Here is a 15,020-nt window from a genome sequence, read left to right as displayed (position 1 = left end):
GTCATCTCACCTCGATCACCTGGCTTAAGTATCCCAAAGCCTCTTTGTAGTCCTCTTTCCAGTTTTCTTTTTTATTGATCATATCTGAAAGCTTATCCAACGCCTCAATGTTGTAGTACATATGTGTCTTGTTGATTCGGTTGGTCAGCTTGCTGAACTCTTTTTCAATGTCCCGCGTATGGTAACTGAGGCGAATGTAAAGATCCAGCCTTTCCACGTATTTTCCGCATTTCATAATATTGCGGCAGTCCTCGCTGATCACGTAATCGTCCACTCCTCCCCAAAAAGCCAGAATGTCATCCAGGACCGACTGGAGTTTCAGCAACGGCGAATCTCCTGCTTTGTGGGATTCAAACACATCCAAAGCAAGCTGAATATAGCAGAGCACCCGGCTGCTCAATTCTTCCCGCAGAACGACCGCATTGTCATATGCGCGGCTCATATTCGAGTACAGAGAGTCCGGATTGTCTTTTCCGAAGGTGTACTTTTCCACGAAATCTTCGTTCGAGGTATAGATGTTCGGAATATTCAGGCGTTCGCAGTAGACGTGATATGCGCCCTCTTCCTCCTCGATCAGATCATCAAAAATACCATAAAATCTTCTGACGGTCGTGTACACGCGCTCCGTGTACCGCCCCAGCCAGTATAAATTGTCTAATTTTGCTATTGAGATAATACCCATGTGTCCTTAAAACCTCCTCCTTGTGATGAATTGACTACAAATGAATCTGGATTTCTCGAGAATCTGGTCAGTCCGCTTGGCCAGACTTCCGTCTTGTCCCCGCTTGAGAGTACAAAGGCACGGAGATCTGCCTTTCTCGGCACGGCCTCACCATCCTCGAGAATATCCAGATCCAGAAAATCAATGACCTCCTGTGCAATGAATCTTCTGGACTCCCGGATGATCAGCTGCCGCAGTTCCTCCAACTTTTCCTCCGACAGATCACTTCCGAAAATCACACCGTATCCGCCAGCCTCTGCCACATCCTTGACGACAAGCTTATGTAGATTATCCAGTACATACTTGCGGTCTTCCTCATAAAACGGAAGATAGGTCGGTGCATTTTTCAAAATTGGCTTTTCATCCAGATAATACTCGATCATCTTCGGCACGAAGTAATAGATTCCTTTATCATCTGCCACGCCATTTCCTGGTGCGTTGACGAGTGCCACATTTCCCGCTCTGTACACATCCATCAGATTGGGGATTCCAATCAGGGAATCCTGCTCGAAGGTCATGGGATCGAGGTATTCGTCTGAGATTCTTCGGTACAGCACACCCACTTTCTGTTTATTTCCAAGGTAATCTTTATGATACAGGTAATTTTTTTCCACAAAAAGATCTGTATTTACTGCCAGCTCCGATCCACTTTTCTCTGCCAGATAAGAATGTTCAAAGTACGCTGCGTTATAGCGTCCAGGTGTCATGATCACCTTGATTCCTCCAACATTAACGCTGTCGAGCATCCTGCCCAGCATCTTCCCGTAATTACGGTTATCGACAATGGATGTGTTCTTAAACGTCCGCGGCACCGCTCTTCTGCACAGATCCCTCGCAATCAGCGGATAGGATGCCCCGGACGGAATCCGCAGATTATCCTCCAGGATATACCACGTTTTGTCCTTCGCCTGCACCAGGTCAATTCCAGATACATGACTGTACACTCCCTTGGGTGGACAGATGCCTTCACATTCCGGCAGATACCCCGGGGACGAAAATACAAACTCTTCTGGAATTACCCCATCTTTGATGATCTGTTTCTCGCCGTATATGTCTTTTAGAAACATATTCAGGGCATTCACTCTCTGAATCAGTCCTTTCTCCAAAAGTAAAAAATCCTCATGCTCTATCACACGGGGGATTGCATCGAATGGAAAAAGCTGTTCATGAAACTCATTGTTCTTGTAGATACCGAATTTCACCCCGTATCTCGCTAATAATCGGTTGATACTTTCTGTGTGTTTGACCAGTTCGTTCATAACAACTCACCTCTTTCTCAAAATAAAAAAGCGAAGAAACCAAATTCTTGGCTTCTTCGCTTGAAGATATCGTACATTATTTTGCTGATTCTGTCAATAAAAATTTCAAAAGCTGAACATCGGATTTGAACCGACGACCCCTTCATTACGAGTGAAGTGCTCTACCAACTGAGCTAGTTCAGCTTGCTGCCTTATATGCTGCAACTATGATAGTTTACCATTTTCCGCAAAAAATTTCAAGTATTTTTTGCAACAAAATTTATCAGTTATTTTCCGCCCCTGTTTTCTAAACTAAATTCCACCGGATAACTCACCCTGTTTTTTTATTCCCGGCTTTCCCCCGGCGCCATGTGCACGGTCAGCTGTTTGTATGGGATCTCAATGTGGTTCTCATCAAATGACAGCTTGATTTTCTCCAGCAGTCCCCATCTCACTTTCCAATAATTTTCGGTCTTCACCCATGCTCTGATTCCGATGATAACCGCGCTGTCACTAAGCGAGTCCACGAAAACGAGTTGTTCCTCATTTTTAATGACTTCCTCGTCAACCTGCAGCATCTCCTCAATCAGTGCTTTTGCTTTTTTCAAATCCGCATCATAAGAAATTCCAACCTTCAGATCGATCTTGCGCTCTTCCTTCGCAGTCAAATTAATCAGACTGTTGTTGGCCAGCGTTCCGTTTGGAATAACAATGGTCTTGTTATCCACCGTCGTAAGCTTCGTGTAAAAGATCTGAATTTCTTTTACCACGCCCTCATTTTTGTTGGTATCCTCGATGATGTAATCTCCGACCACAAAGGGCTTCAAAAGCAATATCAGCACACCTCCTGCCAGATTGGAGAGACTTCCCTGCAGAGCAAGGCCAATGGCTACACCTCCGGATGCAAGCAGGGCGGCCGCGGACGTCGATTCCACTCCGAGCATGGTTGCAATGATCATTATCAGCAGCAGATATAAGCCGAACTTCAACAGCGAATCTACAAATTGCTTCACCCCCGTATCGGCATTGTGAAATTCCATGGACTTTCTTGTCACCTTGCGGATCCATTTGATAATCTGCTTTCCAATCAGGAAAAATACGATCGCCAGAACCACCTTCACCCCGAATGCAAGCAGGGCTGGTATGCTGTCCCTTACATAAATCTGAAATTCATTCATGCTGTCCGCCGCATCCTCCACGACCTCTGTCGCTCCTGGCAGCGTCGTCTCCGCCAGAAGAATTGTTCCTAATAAGTTCATGCTTAACTCCTTTTATTTCTGATCTTGTCGGTTTTCTTTTCCCTGCAGGATTTCCTGGTGATTCAGAAGTCTATTCTTTCTTCTGTTCTGTCATCTGTTTCCGGTTTTCAGTCCTTCAGCGCAAGAAACGCCCCCAGATTTCCTCTCTTTTCTCCGGTCGCCCGGTGCGAGAACAACAGGTCACTGTTGCAGTGCGTGCACACATTGGTCACGGCAATATGCTCCGGACGGATTCCACTCTCCAGAAATACAAATTCATTGGCCTTCCACAGATTCAGCTGAAATTTGCCGTTCGTCTTCTCATAGAAAAGATCCTTCCAGCATCTCTCAGCATAATTTTCCTTAAACGCATCGATGACTTCCGCGCTCACCTCGTAACAGTCCTGGCAGATGGATGGTCCGACTGCCGCCAGAATGTCCTTCGGGTTACTTCCGTACTGCGCCTCCATCGTCTCCACCGTCACTTTTCCAATCTTCCCGACCGTTCCACGCCATCCAGAGTGGGACAGCCCGATCACCCGTTTCACCGGATCTACAAAAAACAGCGGCACACAGTCCGCATAGAATGTAGCAAGGCAGATCCCCGGCACATCCGTCACAAGCCCGTCAACGTCCGTGTACTCCAGCGGTCTGATGATTCCCATCCCGCGGTCCGCCTCCGTCACAACCCGCACATTCGTAGTATGGGTCTGTCTTGAGAGCACCATATCAGAGTCCGACACACCGATGGCATGTGCCATCCGCCGGAAATTTTCCCGCACGTTCTCCTCCTTGTCTCCTCTTGTAAAGCTGAGATTCATGGACGACCAGCATCCCTCACTGACTCCGCCAAGTCTGGTGGAAAATCCATGGTTCACAACGCCCGTCTCCGTAAAAAGAGGATAGGTTAGGTACGGAACTGCCCCTTCCTCCTCATGGAATACCTGCTTATCGTCTTTATATCTTAATCCTATACTCATTGTTTTTCTCCTGCTGTTCTTTCTGACAAACGGTTTCCCCGTTGCAAGTCTGTTATTCTGCTGCTCCACGTTCCGAATACGCCTATATACGCCCTCAGACTTCTCTTCCAGCTTTCCGGTCATATCCCTTCCATGTGCGAAAACACAGGACTGTCTAAGGGCATTCAAAAGCATTTTTGACAACCTTTACTTTATCTCCAAGGATTCCCACCACGTCAAACCGGCACGGTATGTCATCCAGATCCGGATGATCCATGAGATAGTACATCGCACATTTGGCAATCACTCTCTGCTTTCTGATTCCCACAGCCTCCAGTGGGTTCCCCGTATCTTCTGTCCTGCGGTATTTCACCTCACAGAACACCAGATACTCCCCATCTCTGGCGATCAGATCAATCTCGCCCGTCTTACAGCGGTAATTGTATTCCAGGATCTCATATCCCTGCTGCTCCAGAACACGCCCTGCAATCTGTTCGTACGCTGTGCCGACGCTTCGTTTGTTTTTCTGCATGAATCCTTTTTCATTTTCTTTCATCATTTATCTAATCTCTGTTCCTGTTTTCCACTTTGATCTTCTTTTTTATTCTCTGCTCTATTCTACAAGAAATTTTTTATAAAGGTGCGTCTGTGTATCGGTGTTGCTCCCAGTGTTTTCAGTGCTTCGATATGCACCGCAGACCCATAACCTTTGTTGCTGGCGAATGCATATCCAGGCAGCACCTGCTCGTACTCCACCATCAGCCTGTCTCTCGTCACTTTCGCAATCACACTCGCCGCTGCAATTGATACACTCTTTGCATCCCCCTTGATGATTGGGATCTGCCGGATTGGCACCTGAGGGATTGTCACCGCATCGTTCAGCAGAATATCCGGCGCCACAGACAGGTTTGAAATTGCCTGACGCATGGCCTCGTAGGTTGCCTGAAGAATGTTGATCTCGTCAATCCTTGCCGGTCCGACCATGCCGATCCCTGTGGCGACCGCCTTTTCCATAATCTCGTCAAACAACGCCTCTCTGCGCTTCTCTGAGAGCTGCTTGGAGTCATTCAAATAGAGAATCTCACAGTCCGCAGGAAGGATTACCGCTCCTGCGACCACCGGACCGGCAAGGGGGCCTCTCCCCACCTCGTCGATTCCGCAGATATACCCGCAGTCTGCATATTTCCGCTCAAATCTGCGCATAATCTCCAGCCGTTCCCGCTCTTGATTTAATTTTTCTTCCTGTTTTTTGTATTTAGAAATCAAGCTGACAACTCCGGCTCGATTATCATCTGCATACTCCGCATACAATAAGGGTAACTTTTCCTTGTCAGCTTGTTCAAATAATGTCTTAATTTCTTTGATGCTATTGCTCATGCTTGATTACTCCGAATTTATTGAATGGATAGATACGGATCCATGCCCGGCCTATCAGATCATCTCTTTTCAGTACTCCAACACTCGGATCACGGCTGTCTGAGCTGTGATTGCGGTTGTCACCGAGAACGAAATATTCGTCGTCACCGAGTGTGATCGGTTCCGCCGCCATGTTGGCCTCCTCCATCGGTTCGTTGCCGTAATGTTCATCCAGCTTCTCCCCGTTGATATAAACATACCCGTCCTTCACCTGCACTGTCTCCCCCGGCAGCCCGATGATTCTCTTGATATAGTATGTGTCTTCCTCATACTGGTACGGAAACACAATGATTTCAAACCGCTTTGGATCGCGGAACCGAAACGAGATCTTATCGACGATCAAATTGTCACCGTCAGAAAGTGTGGTCTCCATGGAATGACCTTCCACTCTGGTCCGCTGTCCCACAAATGTGATAATCAGATACGTAAGTCCAAGAATGATCGCAATATAAACGATCCAGCCTCCAAGTTCACGCAAGATACTTCTGTCTTCCTTTTCCTGACTCATTTTATAAACCCTTTCTTAACTAAATTCTCCTGCCTTCTATATTAGTCATAATCCTGTGGAAATTCAAGCGTTAATTTCCCCAATCTCCCATTTCTAAAGTCATCGATAAAAAGCATAGCCGCCTTATCGGTGTCCAGTTCATTTCCGCGAACCAGACAATGCCTGCTCTCTGCAATGTTCTTCAGACAGGTAAACGCGTCTCCCGACTCATCGATTCCGTATTTTTCAGCCAGCACGCCAGCATAATTCTTCTGCAGGAATCCAATCATATCCAGCGCAAGTTCTTCCTTCTGCAGGATTTCATCCTTGATAGAACCTATGAAAGCGAGACGAAGTCCCACTGTCTGATCCTCAAACTTTGGCCACAATATTCCCGGGGTATCCAGAAGCTCCACATTTTTATTCAGGCGGATCCACTGTTTCCCTTTGGTCACGCCAGGCTTGTTACCAGTCTTGGTACAGGCCTTTCCCGCGAGGGCATTGATAAATGTAGATTTCCCCACATTCGGGATTCCCACCACCATAGCGCGAACCGGACGGTTTAAGATTCCCCGTTTTCTGTCCCGCTCTATCTTTTCCTTGCAGGCCTCCTGAATCACACCCTGAATGGACTTGATTCCTCCGCCTTTTTTGGAGTTTACCTTCACCACGGAGAATCCTTTTGCTTTAAAATACTCCGCCCAGGCATCGTTCCATCTGTCTTCTGCGAGATCTGACTTATTCAAAAGAATCAGTCGCGCTTTATTCTTTCCCAGCTCATCGATCTCTGGATTCCGGCTGCTCATGGGAACGCGCGCGTCCACCAGTTCGATCACCAGGTCAATCAGTTTTATATTCTCCTGCATCATACGCTTTGCTTTCGTCATATGACCCGGATACCATTGAAAATGCATACGTTACCTCCTAATGCTTCACAAACCCAAAATCGGCGCCCGAAACGATGAACCAGGCTTTTCCGTAGATGTCCTTCCGCTTAACGTTCCCGACATCTGCCATACGGCTGTCCTCGCTTCCGCTGCGGTTGTCCCCCAGCACAAAGTACTCATCTCCGTCAAGTTTCACGGTTTCTCCCGCCACGCCTGCATCAGTAATCTCGGTAGTTTTAATGGATTCCTTTAATTTCTTCCCGTTCACATAGACCACGCCATCCCTGATCTCAATCTCTTCCCCAGGCAGTCCGATGATGCGCTTTACGCTGTAATTCGCGTTGGAATTGCCGTTCGGCTTAAAAACGATGATATCATTGCGCTTTGGTTTGCTTGCATTGTAAATGATTCGGTTGGCCAGAACCACATCACCGTTGGTCAGCACCGGTTTCATGGAATCGTCCACGATATTGATGCGCTGTCCCATATACCACACTGCGACAAACGCAATAATGATCACGATAAGGATCTGTACAACCCAATTAAAGATATTCTGGCCATTTTCAATCTGAATCTTTGTCTTCTCTTTGCTGAAGCGAAGTTCACCCTTTGGCTTCGGCATTGAAGTAATCTTGCTCTTACCTCTCGATTTGCTAAATCCGATATCTTTTCTGCCCATTCTATCTCCTAAAAAGAAAAGGGACAATACAATATGTACTTGTCCCTCTCATAGTTACTATTTTACTAATTCTTTTACTTTTGCTCTCTTACCAACACGTCCTCTTAAGTAGTTGAGTTTTGCTCTTCTTGCTTTACCTCTACGGATAACTTCTACTTTTTCAACATGTGGTGAATGTAACGGCCATGTTTTCTCCACTCCGATTCCGTTAGAGTTCTTTCTTACAGTAAATGTAGCTCTTGTGCTGCCACCCTGTTTTTTAAGAACTGTACCCTCGAAAATCTGGATTCTCTCACGGTTTCCCTCTTTGATCTTAGCGTATACTTTTACAGTATCACCTGTGTTAAATTCTGGGACATTCTCTTTTAACTGCTCTGCTTCAATTTCTCTGATAATATCGTTCATTTTGTGTGACCTCCTTATAATTTGGACGTTCTTAATACCACTCCGGTAACAGAGGACCATCTCTTTCTTTCACAACGTTCTTAAGTTTATCATATTTCATCTATGCTTGCAAGCATTTTTTGTTCTTTTTCTGAAAGTTCCGCCTTCTCCAACAGATCCGGTCTCCGCTGCGCCGTCCGGATAATCGCCTGCTCTCTCCGCCATTTCTCGACGTTGGCGTGATGGCCGGATAACAGAATCTCCGGAACCTTTCTGCCGTGCCATTCTTCCGGTCTGGAATACTGCGGATACTCCAGCAGATTATCCTGAAAGCTCTCAAACTCGGCAGACACGTCGTTATGCAGCACTCCGGGTACCAGACGCGAGATGGCATCCACCATTACCATAGCCGGAAGTTCACCGCCCGTCAGCACATAATCGCCGATGGATACATAATCGGTTACGATCTCCTCAAGCACGCGCTCGTCGATTCCCTCATAATGCCCGCATAACAGCACCAGTTCTTCCTCCAGCGCCAGCTCCTCGGCCATCCCCTGAGAAAAGGTCTGTCCCTGCGGAGACAGATAAACCACACGTGGTTTCCTGCCCTCCGGGAGATTCATCTTCCCGGTCAATGCCTGATAAGTCTGATAGATTGGTTCTGCCTGCATCAGCATTCCGGCACCGCCTCCATATGGATAATCATCCACACTCTGATGCTTGTTGAAGGCGTAATCGCGGATATTCACCGCCTCCACCGTCAAAAGCCCTTTATCAATAGCCCGGCCGATGATGCTGGTGTTCAATCCATTCATCACCATCTCCGGAAACAATGTCATAATATGAAAGTTCATCCTATACTCCTCTTAATTACAGCAATCCATCCAACAGATGAATCCGCATGATATTTGTCTCCATATCCACATCCAGAATGCACTGTCTGATTGCCGGGACGAGAACCTCTCCATACTTTTCAGTCTGGATGACATAGACCTCGTTGGCACCTGTCTCGAGCACGTCCGTCAGCTCGCCGAACGCTTCCTCCTCATCTGTCACGACCTTCATGCCGATCAGATCCGCAATAAAATACTCGTCCTTTTTCAATTTCACGGCATCCTTGCGATGCACATAAAGGCTGCATCCTTTGTATTTTTCAATATCATTTATATTGTCAATCCCTTTGAATTTGACGATAACAAACTGTTTAAAAAATTTGACACCTTCAATCTCCAAAGTCAATTGTTCTTTTCCTGTATCCAAAATTACTTCTTTTAATGTCTGATAGCGTTTGGGATCATCCGTCATCGGAAAGACCTTTACCTCTCCCCGGATTCCATGTGTGGATGAAATCGCTCCTACCTGCAATAACTGCTCCATAAATTCTCCTGTTTTCAATAAAGCAGCGCCCGCATCATACAAACCCGTTTCGGATCGGCGCTGCGCAGATACCGGAGTATCCGCCCCTAAACCGGGATTTCCCGGCACAAGTTACAGAAGAATATAACCGCACATGTAAACAAACATGGCGGTTATATTCTTCGTGGCTGCTCTCGCCTTACTGAACGATATCAACAACTACTTTTTTGTCTTCCTTCGCCGCTGCAGCTTTCACCACAGAACGAATTGCTTTTGCAATACGACCTTGTTTTCCAATCACCTTGCCCATGTCACCATCTGCGACGTGAACCTCGAGAATCGTACTTTTTCCTTCTGCCTTCTCTATTACAGAGACGCCGTCGGGATCGTCAACTAATGCTTTCACAATTACTTCCACTAATTCTTTCATATGTGTACCTCCGTACTGTCTCCTGCCGATTCAGTGGGAGACGATAAGCACATGCGGAATTATTTCTCGATTCCGGCTGCTTTAAAGATCTTTCCAACCACTTCTGTAGGCTGTGCACCGTTGTTCAACCATTTCTTAGCTGCATCTTCGTCTACTTTGAATACGCTTGGGTCCTGATTTGGATCATAAGTACCGATTTCTTCGATAAACTTACCATCTCTTGGAGCTCTTGCATCTGCTACAACGATTCTATAGAAAGGAGCCTTCTTCTGTCCCATTCTCTTTAATCTGATTTTTACTGCCATTTCTTTCACCTCATTTTTCTTAATATTGTTAATTTTGTTATCTATGTGTTAAAAAGGAAGTTTGAATCTGCCTTTTTTACCACCCATGCCACCCATCATGCCAGGAAGTTTCTTCATCATCTTTCTGGATTCATTGAACTGCTTCACCATGCGGTTCACCTCGGAGATATCCACACCGGCGCCCTTGGCAATACGGTGCTTTCTCGAGGGGTTCAGCTTGTCCGGATTCTGACGTTCCTCTACGGTCATGGAATGAATCATAGCCTCCATGCGAGCCATCTGTTTCTCTCCTGCCTCGGAATCGATCTCCGGCATCTTGCCGCCGCCCATTCCTCCGAGACCGGGCATCATGCCCATGACGCTTGAAAGACCACCCATGTTCTCCATCTGCTTCATACTTTCCAGATAATCCTCAAAATCGAAGCCGGCTTTTTTCATCTTCTCCGTCATCTGTCTGGCTTTTTCTTCATCCATCTCAACCCCGGCTTTTTCAATCAGGGTGAGTACGTCTCCCATACCGAGAATACGGGAGGCCATTCTATCCGGATAAAACTGTTCCAGATCGGAAAGTTTTTCTCCCATACCTACATATAAAATCGGCCGGCCAGTCACTGCTTTGATGGAGAGTGCTGCTCCGCCTCTGGTATCACCGTCCAGCTTTGTGACGATTACACCGTCTATCCCGATTTTTTCGTTAAAACTGCTGGCCACATTCACGGCGTCCTGACCGGTCATCGCATCTACCACAAGAATGGTCTGATGCACCGTCACAGTTTCTTTTATCTCCTGAAGTTCCGCCATCATATCTTCATCAATATGAAGACGCCCGGCCGTATCCAGAATCACAACATTGTTGCCATTCTTCTGCGCATGCTCCATTGCCGCTCTGGCGATGTTCGCAGGCTTGTGGTTCTCTCCCATGGAGAACACTTCCACGCCCTGCTTCTCTCCGTTAATCTGCAGCTGCTTGATTGCTGCCGGACGATACACGTCACATGCTACGAGAAGTGGTTTTTTACCCTTCAGCTTAAACTTGCCCGCAAGCTTTGCTGTGGTTGTGGTCTTACCTGCACCCTGAAGACCAGCCATCATAATGACCGTAATAGCACTTCCCGGCTGCAGCTCAATCTCGGTTGTATCGGAACCCATCAGTCTGACCAGCTCTTCATTTACAATCTTAATTACCATCTGTCCCGGATTCAGACCGTTCATCACGTCCTGTCCCACAGCCCGCTCCTGAACATCCTTCACGAATCCTTTTACAACTTTAAAGTTAACATCTGCCTCCAAGAGAGCCATCTTGACTTCTCTCAACGCAGCCTTTACATCATCCTCTGTCAGACGCCCTTTGCTCCTCAGATTTTTAAAAACATTCTGAAGTTTAGCTGATAAGCTGTCAAATGCCATATTCACTCTCCTATAATTCCTCGACTATCACCTGTGATATGTGTCTGATTTCTTCTATCATATCCTCCGCACGACTGCCCTCGTAGTCATCCAGAAGTCTGTTGATGTCCTGTATGTTCTTCTTGATCAGAAGAAATTTTTCGACCAGATGCAGCTTGTGTTCGTATTCGCTCAACGCCTTGTCGCACCGTTTTACCAGGTCGTGTACTCCCTGTCTGCTGATTCCCGCATCCACGGCAATCTCACTCAGGGACAAATCCTCCAGGACAAACTGTTCATATATTTCTTTCTGATGCCTGGTGAGAAGCTCACCGTAAAAGTCATATAATAATGCCTGATTTTCCCGCTCTGTCGGCGGACTTATTAATTTATTCATTTTTCTCACCTGTGTTATATTACAACAAACATCGCAGGGTGTCAAGTCTTTTTTCTTGACACCCTGTTTTTTTTCTGACTTCTTACTTTTTTCTTTTCCCTGACATCCGGCTTTTCACTGCCACTTTTTTCGATGCACTGTCTTCTGTAGATTTACTGATCATGTTTTTCAAAGAATTCCAGCAGAACCTGATTGCACCGTTCTGTATCCACCATATAACTGACCGCATGCTTCGCATGGGGGACAATCTCGATTTGTTTTTCCCCTGCGTATGCCTCATAATTCAGTCTGCTCATCTCCGGAGGCACGAAATCGTCGTCCTCCCCGTGAACAAACAGAATCGGGATCTTACATTTCTCCATGGCCTCGATCGGGGATGCCTCGCGCAGGCTGTATCCGGCGCGAAGTCTGCACTGCAGATTCAGCAGGAACACAGTAGGATAAGCCGGAAGATGAAAATGTGTTTTGCAGGCGTGCTTTGCTTCGTCCCATGGCGACGTATATCCACAGTCGGCAATGATGCCCCTGACGGATTCCGGCAGTTCGAGTCCTCCAGCCATGAGCACGGTAGCCGCACCCATGGATACTCCGTCCAGGTAAATCGGCAGTCCGGGACCCGTGAGTTCCACAACATACTCTGCCCATTTTACACAGTCAAAACGAGCTTTTACTCCAAGATCTACATATTCCCCCTCACTGGCACCATGCCCCCGCTGATCGATGAGCAGCACATTGCACTGATGCTCGTGATAAAATCTGGCAATATACGCAAAATCGCGGATGCCGCTTCCACGATATCCATGAACACAGATCACCGTCCGCTTTGCGTCCTCACATGCCAGATAATAACCTGCCAAATCAAGACCATCAAAGCTTTCAATGCTCACCACTTCCGGATTCTGATCGCCGAACCATTCCCTGGACTGCTCGATGATTTCTTCATAAGCATCCGGCTCCTGTTGTTTTTTGCTCTTTCCATTCTTTTTGGGTCGTTGTCTCTTCAGCCCGATATTATAAAATGCATTGGATGCAACCGCACAGGTCACCAGTCCCGCACCTAATACAATTCCTGTTGTTTTCAATATCTTTCTTATGTTTTTCATATACTCTCCTTTATGGACATTCTCTATTTTCACAGAATCGTCCCGATCATGCACTCATAAATTTTGCGACATTCAGGAGTTTTTCTTTTCCGATTGTCTCCCGAAGTCTCATCTTTACCTCCACATTGCTCATATCCGGGTACTTGGACAGCAGACATGCGACCGCGCCCGACACGATTGGCGTTGCCATGGAGGTGCCACTTTTTGCGATATAGGGACGCTTTCCACTTCTGTCGAAGCGACCGCTGCAGGAGATGATATGTGTTCCCGGTGCAAGCACATCGGGCTTTACCACACACTCCTCTGTAGGTCCCCGGCCAGAGTAATCCGCCGACCAGATTTCTTCTACCGATCCGACGGTAATGATCTTCTTGCTCACCCCCGGAACCGCAATACTGCCCTTTTCCGGGCCGTAATTCCCCGCTGATGCAACCACCACCAGTCCGGCATCCCAGAGGCGCTCTACCGCCTTCACCAGAATATCCGCACCGCTCTTATTTATATCTTTTCTGGACCCCACTGAGATATTTACAATGCGAATATCGTATTTCTTATAATTTTCCAGCAGCCACTGAATCCCCATAATCAAATTTCGGATAGAACCGTTCCCCTCGGAATCCAGTACTTTTAATATAAGAAGTTCTGCCTCCGGCGCAATTCCCGCAAATCTCCCCCCTGACAGCCGGCCATCGCCTGCCAGTATCCCGGCCACATGCGTTCCGTGTCCATTGTCATCATAGAGAACCTTGCGCCGGTTGATAAAATCACCAAACAGGAATATCTGCCCCGTCAGATCCGGGTGCTCACAGATTCCGGTGTCCATCACCGCGACACGCACTCCTCTGCCAAGATGTTTTTCTTCCACAATCTCTCTGCAGTCATAACTAATTGTCTCTTTTACCTGCTTCATAAAAATATCCTTTTTTACAGAATATGTTATGAGCTGGTACGTTGTACATCAATCGAGTCCGCCACCCATACCGACAAAACTTCATATGTAAATAAAACGGTGCTGATATCCGGGCAATCATCTATCAGCCAGCCCTGTCTTCCCGTCTTTTATTTAAGGAAACAAAATGGATCCTCATTGCTGTTGATAAAGTGCATCAACATATAGGCACACATGATCGCCACATTCTCTTCCTGCAGTATTCTCCTGCATTCCGCACGGTCTGCCAACACCACCTGAATATCCTCCGAGGCCTCCTGGTGTATATTCGTCGGTTTCCCGCTCAGATACCCAAATACAGTGCCGCAGGCTTCATCCGTCATGCCAATCGTGGTAAACAATGGCTTCTGATACCACGGCTCCACCTCCAGCGGCTGCATCGTAAGGCCGGTCTCTTCATACATCTCGCGGACAGCAGCCTCCGTGATATTCTCGCCTTTTTCGACCAGTCCGGCCGGAAACTCATAGATATAATCATCAATCGGGTAACGGAACTGTTTTACCAGCGCGACTTTGTCATGCGCTTCTCCGTATACGCCGTATATCACGACACCATCCGGTGTGTTTTTTCTTGTCTTTATCTTAAGATCATCCACCGTCTCCGCACGGGAGGATAAAAAATATGGTGCAACTCTTCCGTCCCGGCGCTCCGCTTCAAGCTCATATAAATTCAGGAAACGGTTTTCAGTCTGTTTTTTAATGGATTTTATTCTGTTCATTGTAGCTACCTCCTGTTGAATGCTGGTTTTATTTTATCTCTTTTTTTCCGGATAGACAAGTAAATCTGAACAGGAGCAGCGTTGAGGAATAAATTTAATTATGTCTATCCCTCATCTACTGTTTATGCTTTTTAGCACTTTATCCACATTTTCCTTGTTAACGCCTTTTGTTATGCACTTCGTATAGGTCCACGAAGCCAATCCTAAAAAAATGTGGATTATTCAGTTATTTCGTCTTTCATTTAACCACCACCTGTGCTAAAATAACATTGTTATTCCAAGTACATTGTTGTGTACTTAAAAATGTAGGATACATCTTCATTCGTTACTGTCAGTCCTCGAAAACTTTCCAGTAGCCCTGAAGAT

Annotated in this window: 19 protein-coding genes and 1 tRNA gene; all 20 read right to left on the bottom strand. The window is 46.7% G+C overall.

Features of this window, described 5'->3' with window-relative positions; translation table 11 throughout:
* Position 1 precedes the first annotated feature (1 nt).
* Positions 2 to 682, bottom strand: coding sequence for an alpha-E domain-containing protein (locus BUB85_RS09310; protein WP_073109061.1), 681 nt, complete (start codon positions 680 to 682; stop codon positions 2 to 4).
* Positions 664 to 1,980 carry a circularly permuted type 2 ATP-grasp protein gene (locus BUB85_RS09305; RefSeq protein WP_073109058.1) on the bottom strand — a complete coding sequence of 439 codons (1,317 nt, stop codon included), beginning with the start codon at positions 1,978 to 1,980 and terminating at the stop codon, positions 664 to 666. The genes BUB85_RS09310 and BUB85_RS09305 overlap by 19 nt, the downstream gene beginning before the upstream one ends.
* A 110-nt stretch (positions 1,981 to 2,090) precedes the next feature.
* A tRNA-Thr gene (locus BUB85_RS09300) sits at positions 2,091 to 2,163 on the bottom strand.
* Positions 2,164 to 2,303: 140 nt separating this feature from the next.
* A complete protein-coding gene (locus tag BUB85_RS09295) occupies positions 2,304 to 3,218 on the bottom strand; it encodes a mechanosensitive ion channel family protein (protein WP_073109055.1) in 915 nt (304 codons plus the stop codon).
* Positions 3,219 to 3,325: 107 nt separating this feature from the next.
* Positions 3,326 to 4,177, bottom strand: coding sequence for a peptidoglycan editing factor PgeF (gene pgeF, locus BUB85_RS09290; RefSeq protein ID WP_073109169.1), 852 nt, complete (start codon positions 4,175 to 4,177; stop codon positions 3,326 to 3,328).
* A gap of 154 nt (positions 4,178 to 4,331) precedes the next feature.
* Complete coding sequence (locus BUB85_RS09285) at positions 4,332 to 4,712, bottom strand: YraN family protein (RefSeq protein WP_073109166.1); 381 nt, start codon at positions 4,710 to 4,712, stop codon at positions 4,332 to 4,334.
* Between the two features lie 62 nt (positions 4,713 to 4,774).
* A complete protein-coding gene (locus BUB85_RS09280; protein WP_073109051.1) occupies positions 4,775 to 5,533 on the bottom strand; it encodes a ribonuclease HII in 759 nt (252 codons plus the stop codon).
* Positions 5,523 to 6,080, bottom strand: a complete 558-nt coding sequence (gene lepB / locus BUB85_RS09275) for a signal peptidase I (RefSeq protein WP_073109048.1) — start codon at positions 6,078 to 6,080, stop codon at positions 5,523 to 5,525. The genes BUB85_RS09280 and lepB (BUB85_RS09275) overlap by 11 nt, the downstream gene beginning before the upstream one ends.
* A gap of 41 nt (positions 6,081 to 6,121) precedes the next feature.
* Positions 6,122 to 6,973, bottom strand: coding sequence for a ribosome biogenesis GTPase YlqF (gene ylqF, locus BUB85_RS09270; RefSeq protein WP_073109045.1), 852 nt, complete (start codon positions 6,971 to 6,973; stop codon positions 6,122 to 6,124).
* A 10-nt stretch (positions 6,974 to 6,983) separates the two neighbouring features.
* Positions 6,984 to 7,625 (bottom strand): signal peptidase I, encoded by a 642-nt coding sequence (gene lepB, locus BUB85_RS09265; protein ID WP_242945395.1) that lies wholly within the window; start codon positions 7,623 to 7,625, stop codon positions 6,984 to 6,986.
* A gap of 57 nt (positions 7,626 to 7,682) precedes the next feature.
* Positions 7,683 to 8,030 carry a 50S ribosomal protein L19 gene (gene rplS / locus BUB85_RS09260; protein WP_073109040.1) on the bottom strand — a complete coding sequence of 116 codons (348 nt, stop codon included), beginning with the start codon at positions 8,028 to 8,030 and terminating at the stop codon, positions 7,683 to 7,685.
* A gap of 89 nt (positions 8,031 to 8,119) precedes the next feature.
* On the bottom strand, positions 8,120 to 8,863 hold the full coding sequence (trmD, locus tag BUB85_RS09255; RefSeq protein WP_073109037.1) for a tRNA (guanosine(37)-N1)-methyltransferase TrmD: 744 nt from the start codon (positions 8,861 to 8,863) through the stop codon (positions 8,120 to 8,122).
* A gap of 16 nt (positions 8,864 to 8,879) precedes the next feature.
* The gene (gene rimM, locus BUB85_RS09250; protein ID WP_073109033.1) at positions 8,880 to 9,386 is read right to left on the bottom strand and encodes a ribosome maturation factor RimM; all 507 of its coding nucleotides are present in this window, start codon (positions 9,384 to 9,386) and stop codon (positions 8,880 to 8,882) included.
* 178 nt (positions 9,387 to 9,564) lie between these two features.
* A complete protein-coding gene (locus BUB85_RS09245; RefSeq protein WP_073109030.1) occupies positions 9,565 to 9,795 on the bottom strand; it encodes a KH domain-containing protein in 231 nt (76 codons plus the stop codon).
* 59 nt (positions 9,796 to 9,854) lie between these two features.
* Complete coding sequence (gene rpsP, locus BUB85_RS09240) at positions 9,855 to 10,100, bottom strand: 30S ribosomal protein S16 (protein ID WP_073109027.1); 246 nt, start codon at positions 10,098 to 10,100, stop codon at positions 9,855 to 9,857.
* Between the two features lie 48 nt (positions 10,101 to 10,148).
* Positions 10,149 to 11,507, bottom strand: a complete 1,359-nt coding sequence (gene ffh / locus BUB85_RS09235; RefSeq protein WP_073109024.1) for a signal recognition particle protein — start codon at positions 11,505 to 11,507, stop codon at positions 10,149 to 10,151.
* A 10-nt stretch (positions 11,508 to 11,517) separates the two neighbouring features.
* Positions 11,518 to 11,883, bottom strand: a complete 366-nt coding sequence (ylxM, locus tag BUB85_RS09230) for a YlxM family DNA-binding protein (RefSeq protein WP_073109020.1) — start codon at positions 11,881 to 11,883, stop codon at positions 11,518 to 11,520.
* 152 nt (positions 11,884 to 12,035) lie between these two features.
* Positions 12,036 to 12,986 (bottom strand): alpha/beta hydrolase, encoded by a 951-nt coding sequence (locus BUB85_RS09225; protein WP_073109018.1) that lies wholly within the window; start codon positions 12,984 to 12,986, stop codon positions 12,036 to 12,038.
* A gap of 46 nt (positions 12,987 to 13,032) precedes the next feature.
* Entirely contained in the window at positions 13,033 to 13,896 is an 864-nt protein-coding gene (locus tag BUB85_RS09220; protein WP_073109015.1) for a S8 family peptidase, read from the bottom strand.
* 149 nt (positions 13,897 to 14,045) lie between these two features.
* Entirely contained in the window at positions 14,046 to 14,654 is a 609-nt protein-coding gene (locus tag BUB85_RS09215; protein WP_073109013.1) for an NUDIX hydrolase, read from the bottom strand.
* Positions 14,655 to 15,020 lie beyond the last annotated feature (366 nt).

Source organism: Hespellia stercorisuis DSM 15480 (genome assembly GCF_900142165.1).
Classification (GTDB): Bacteria; Bacillota; Clostridia; order Lachnospirales; family Lachnospiraceae; genus Hespellia; species Hespellia stercorisuis.
The sequence above is the reverse complement of the archived record's forward strand: the minus strand, read 5'-3'. Positions and strand labels throughout refer to the sequence as shown.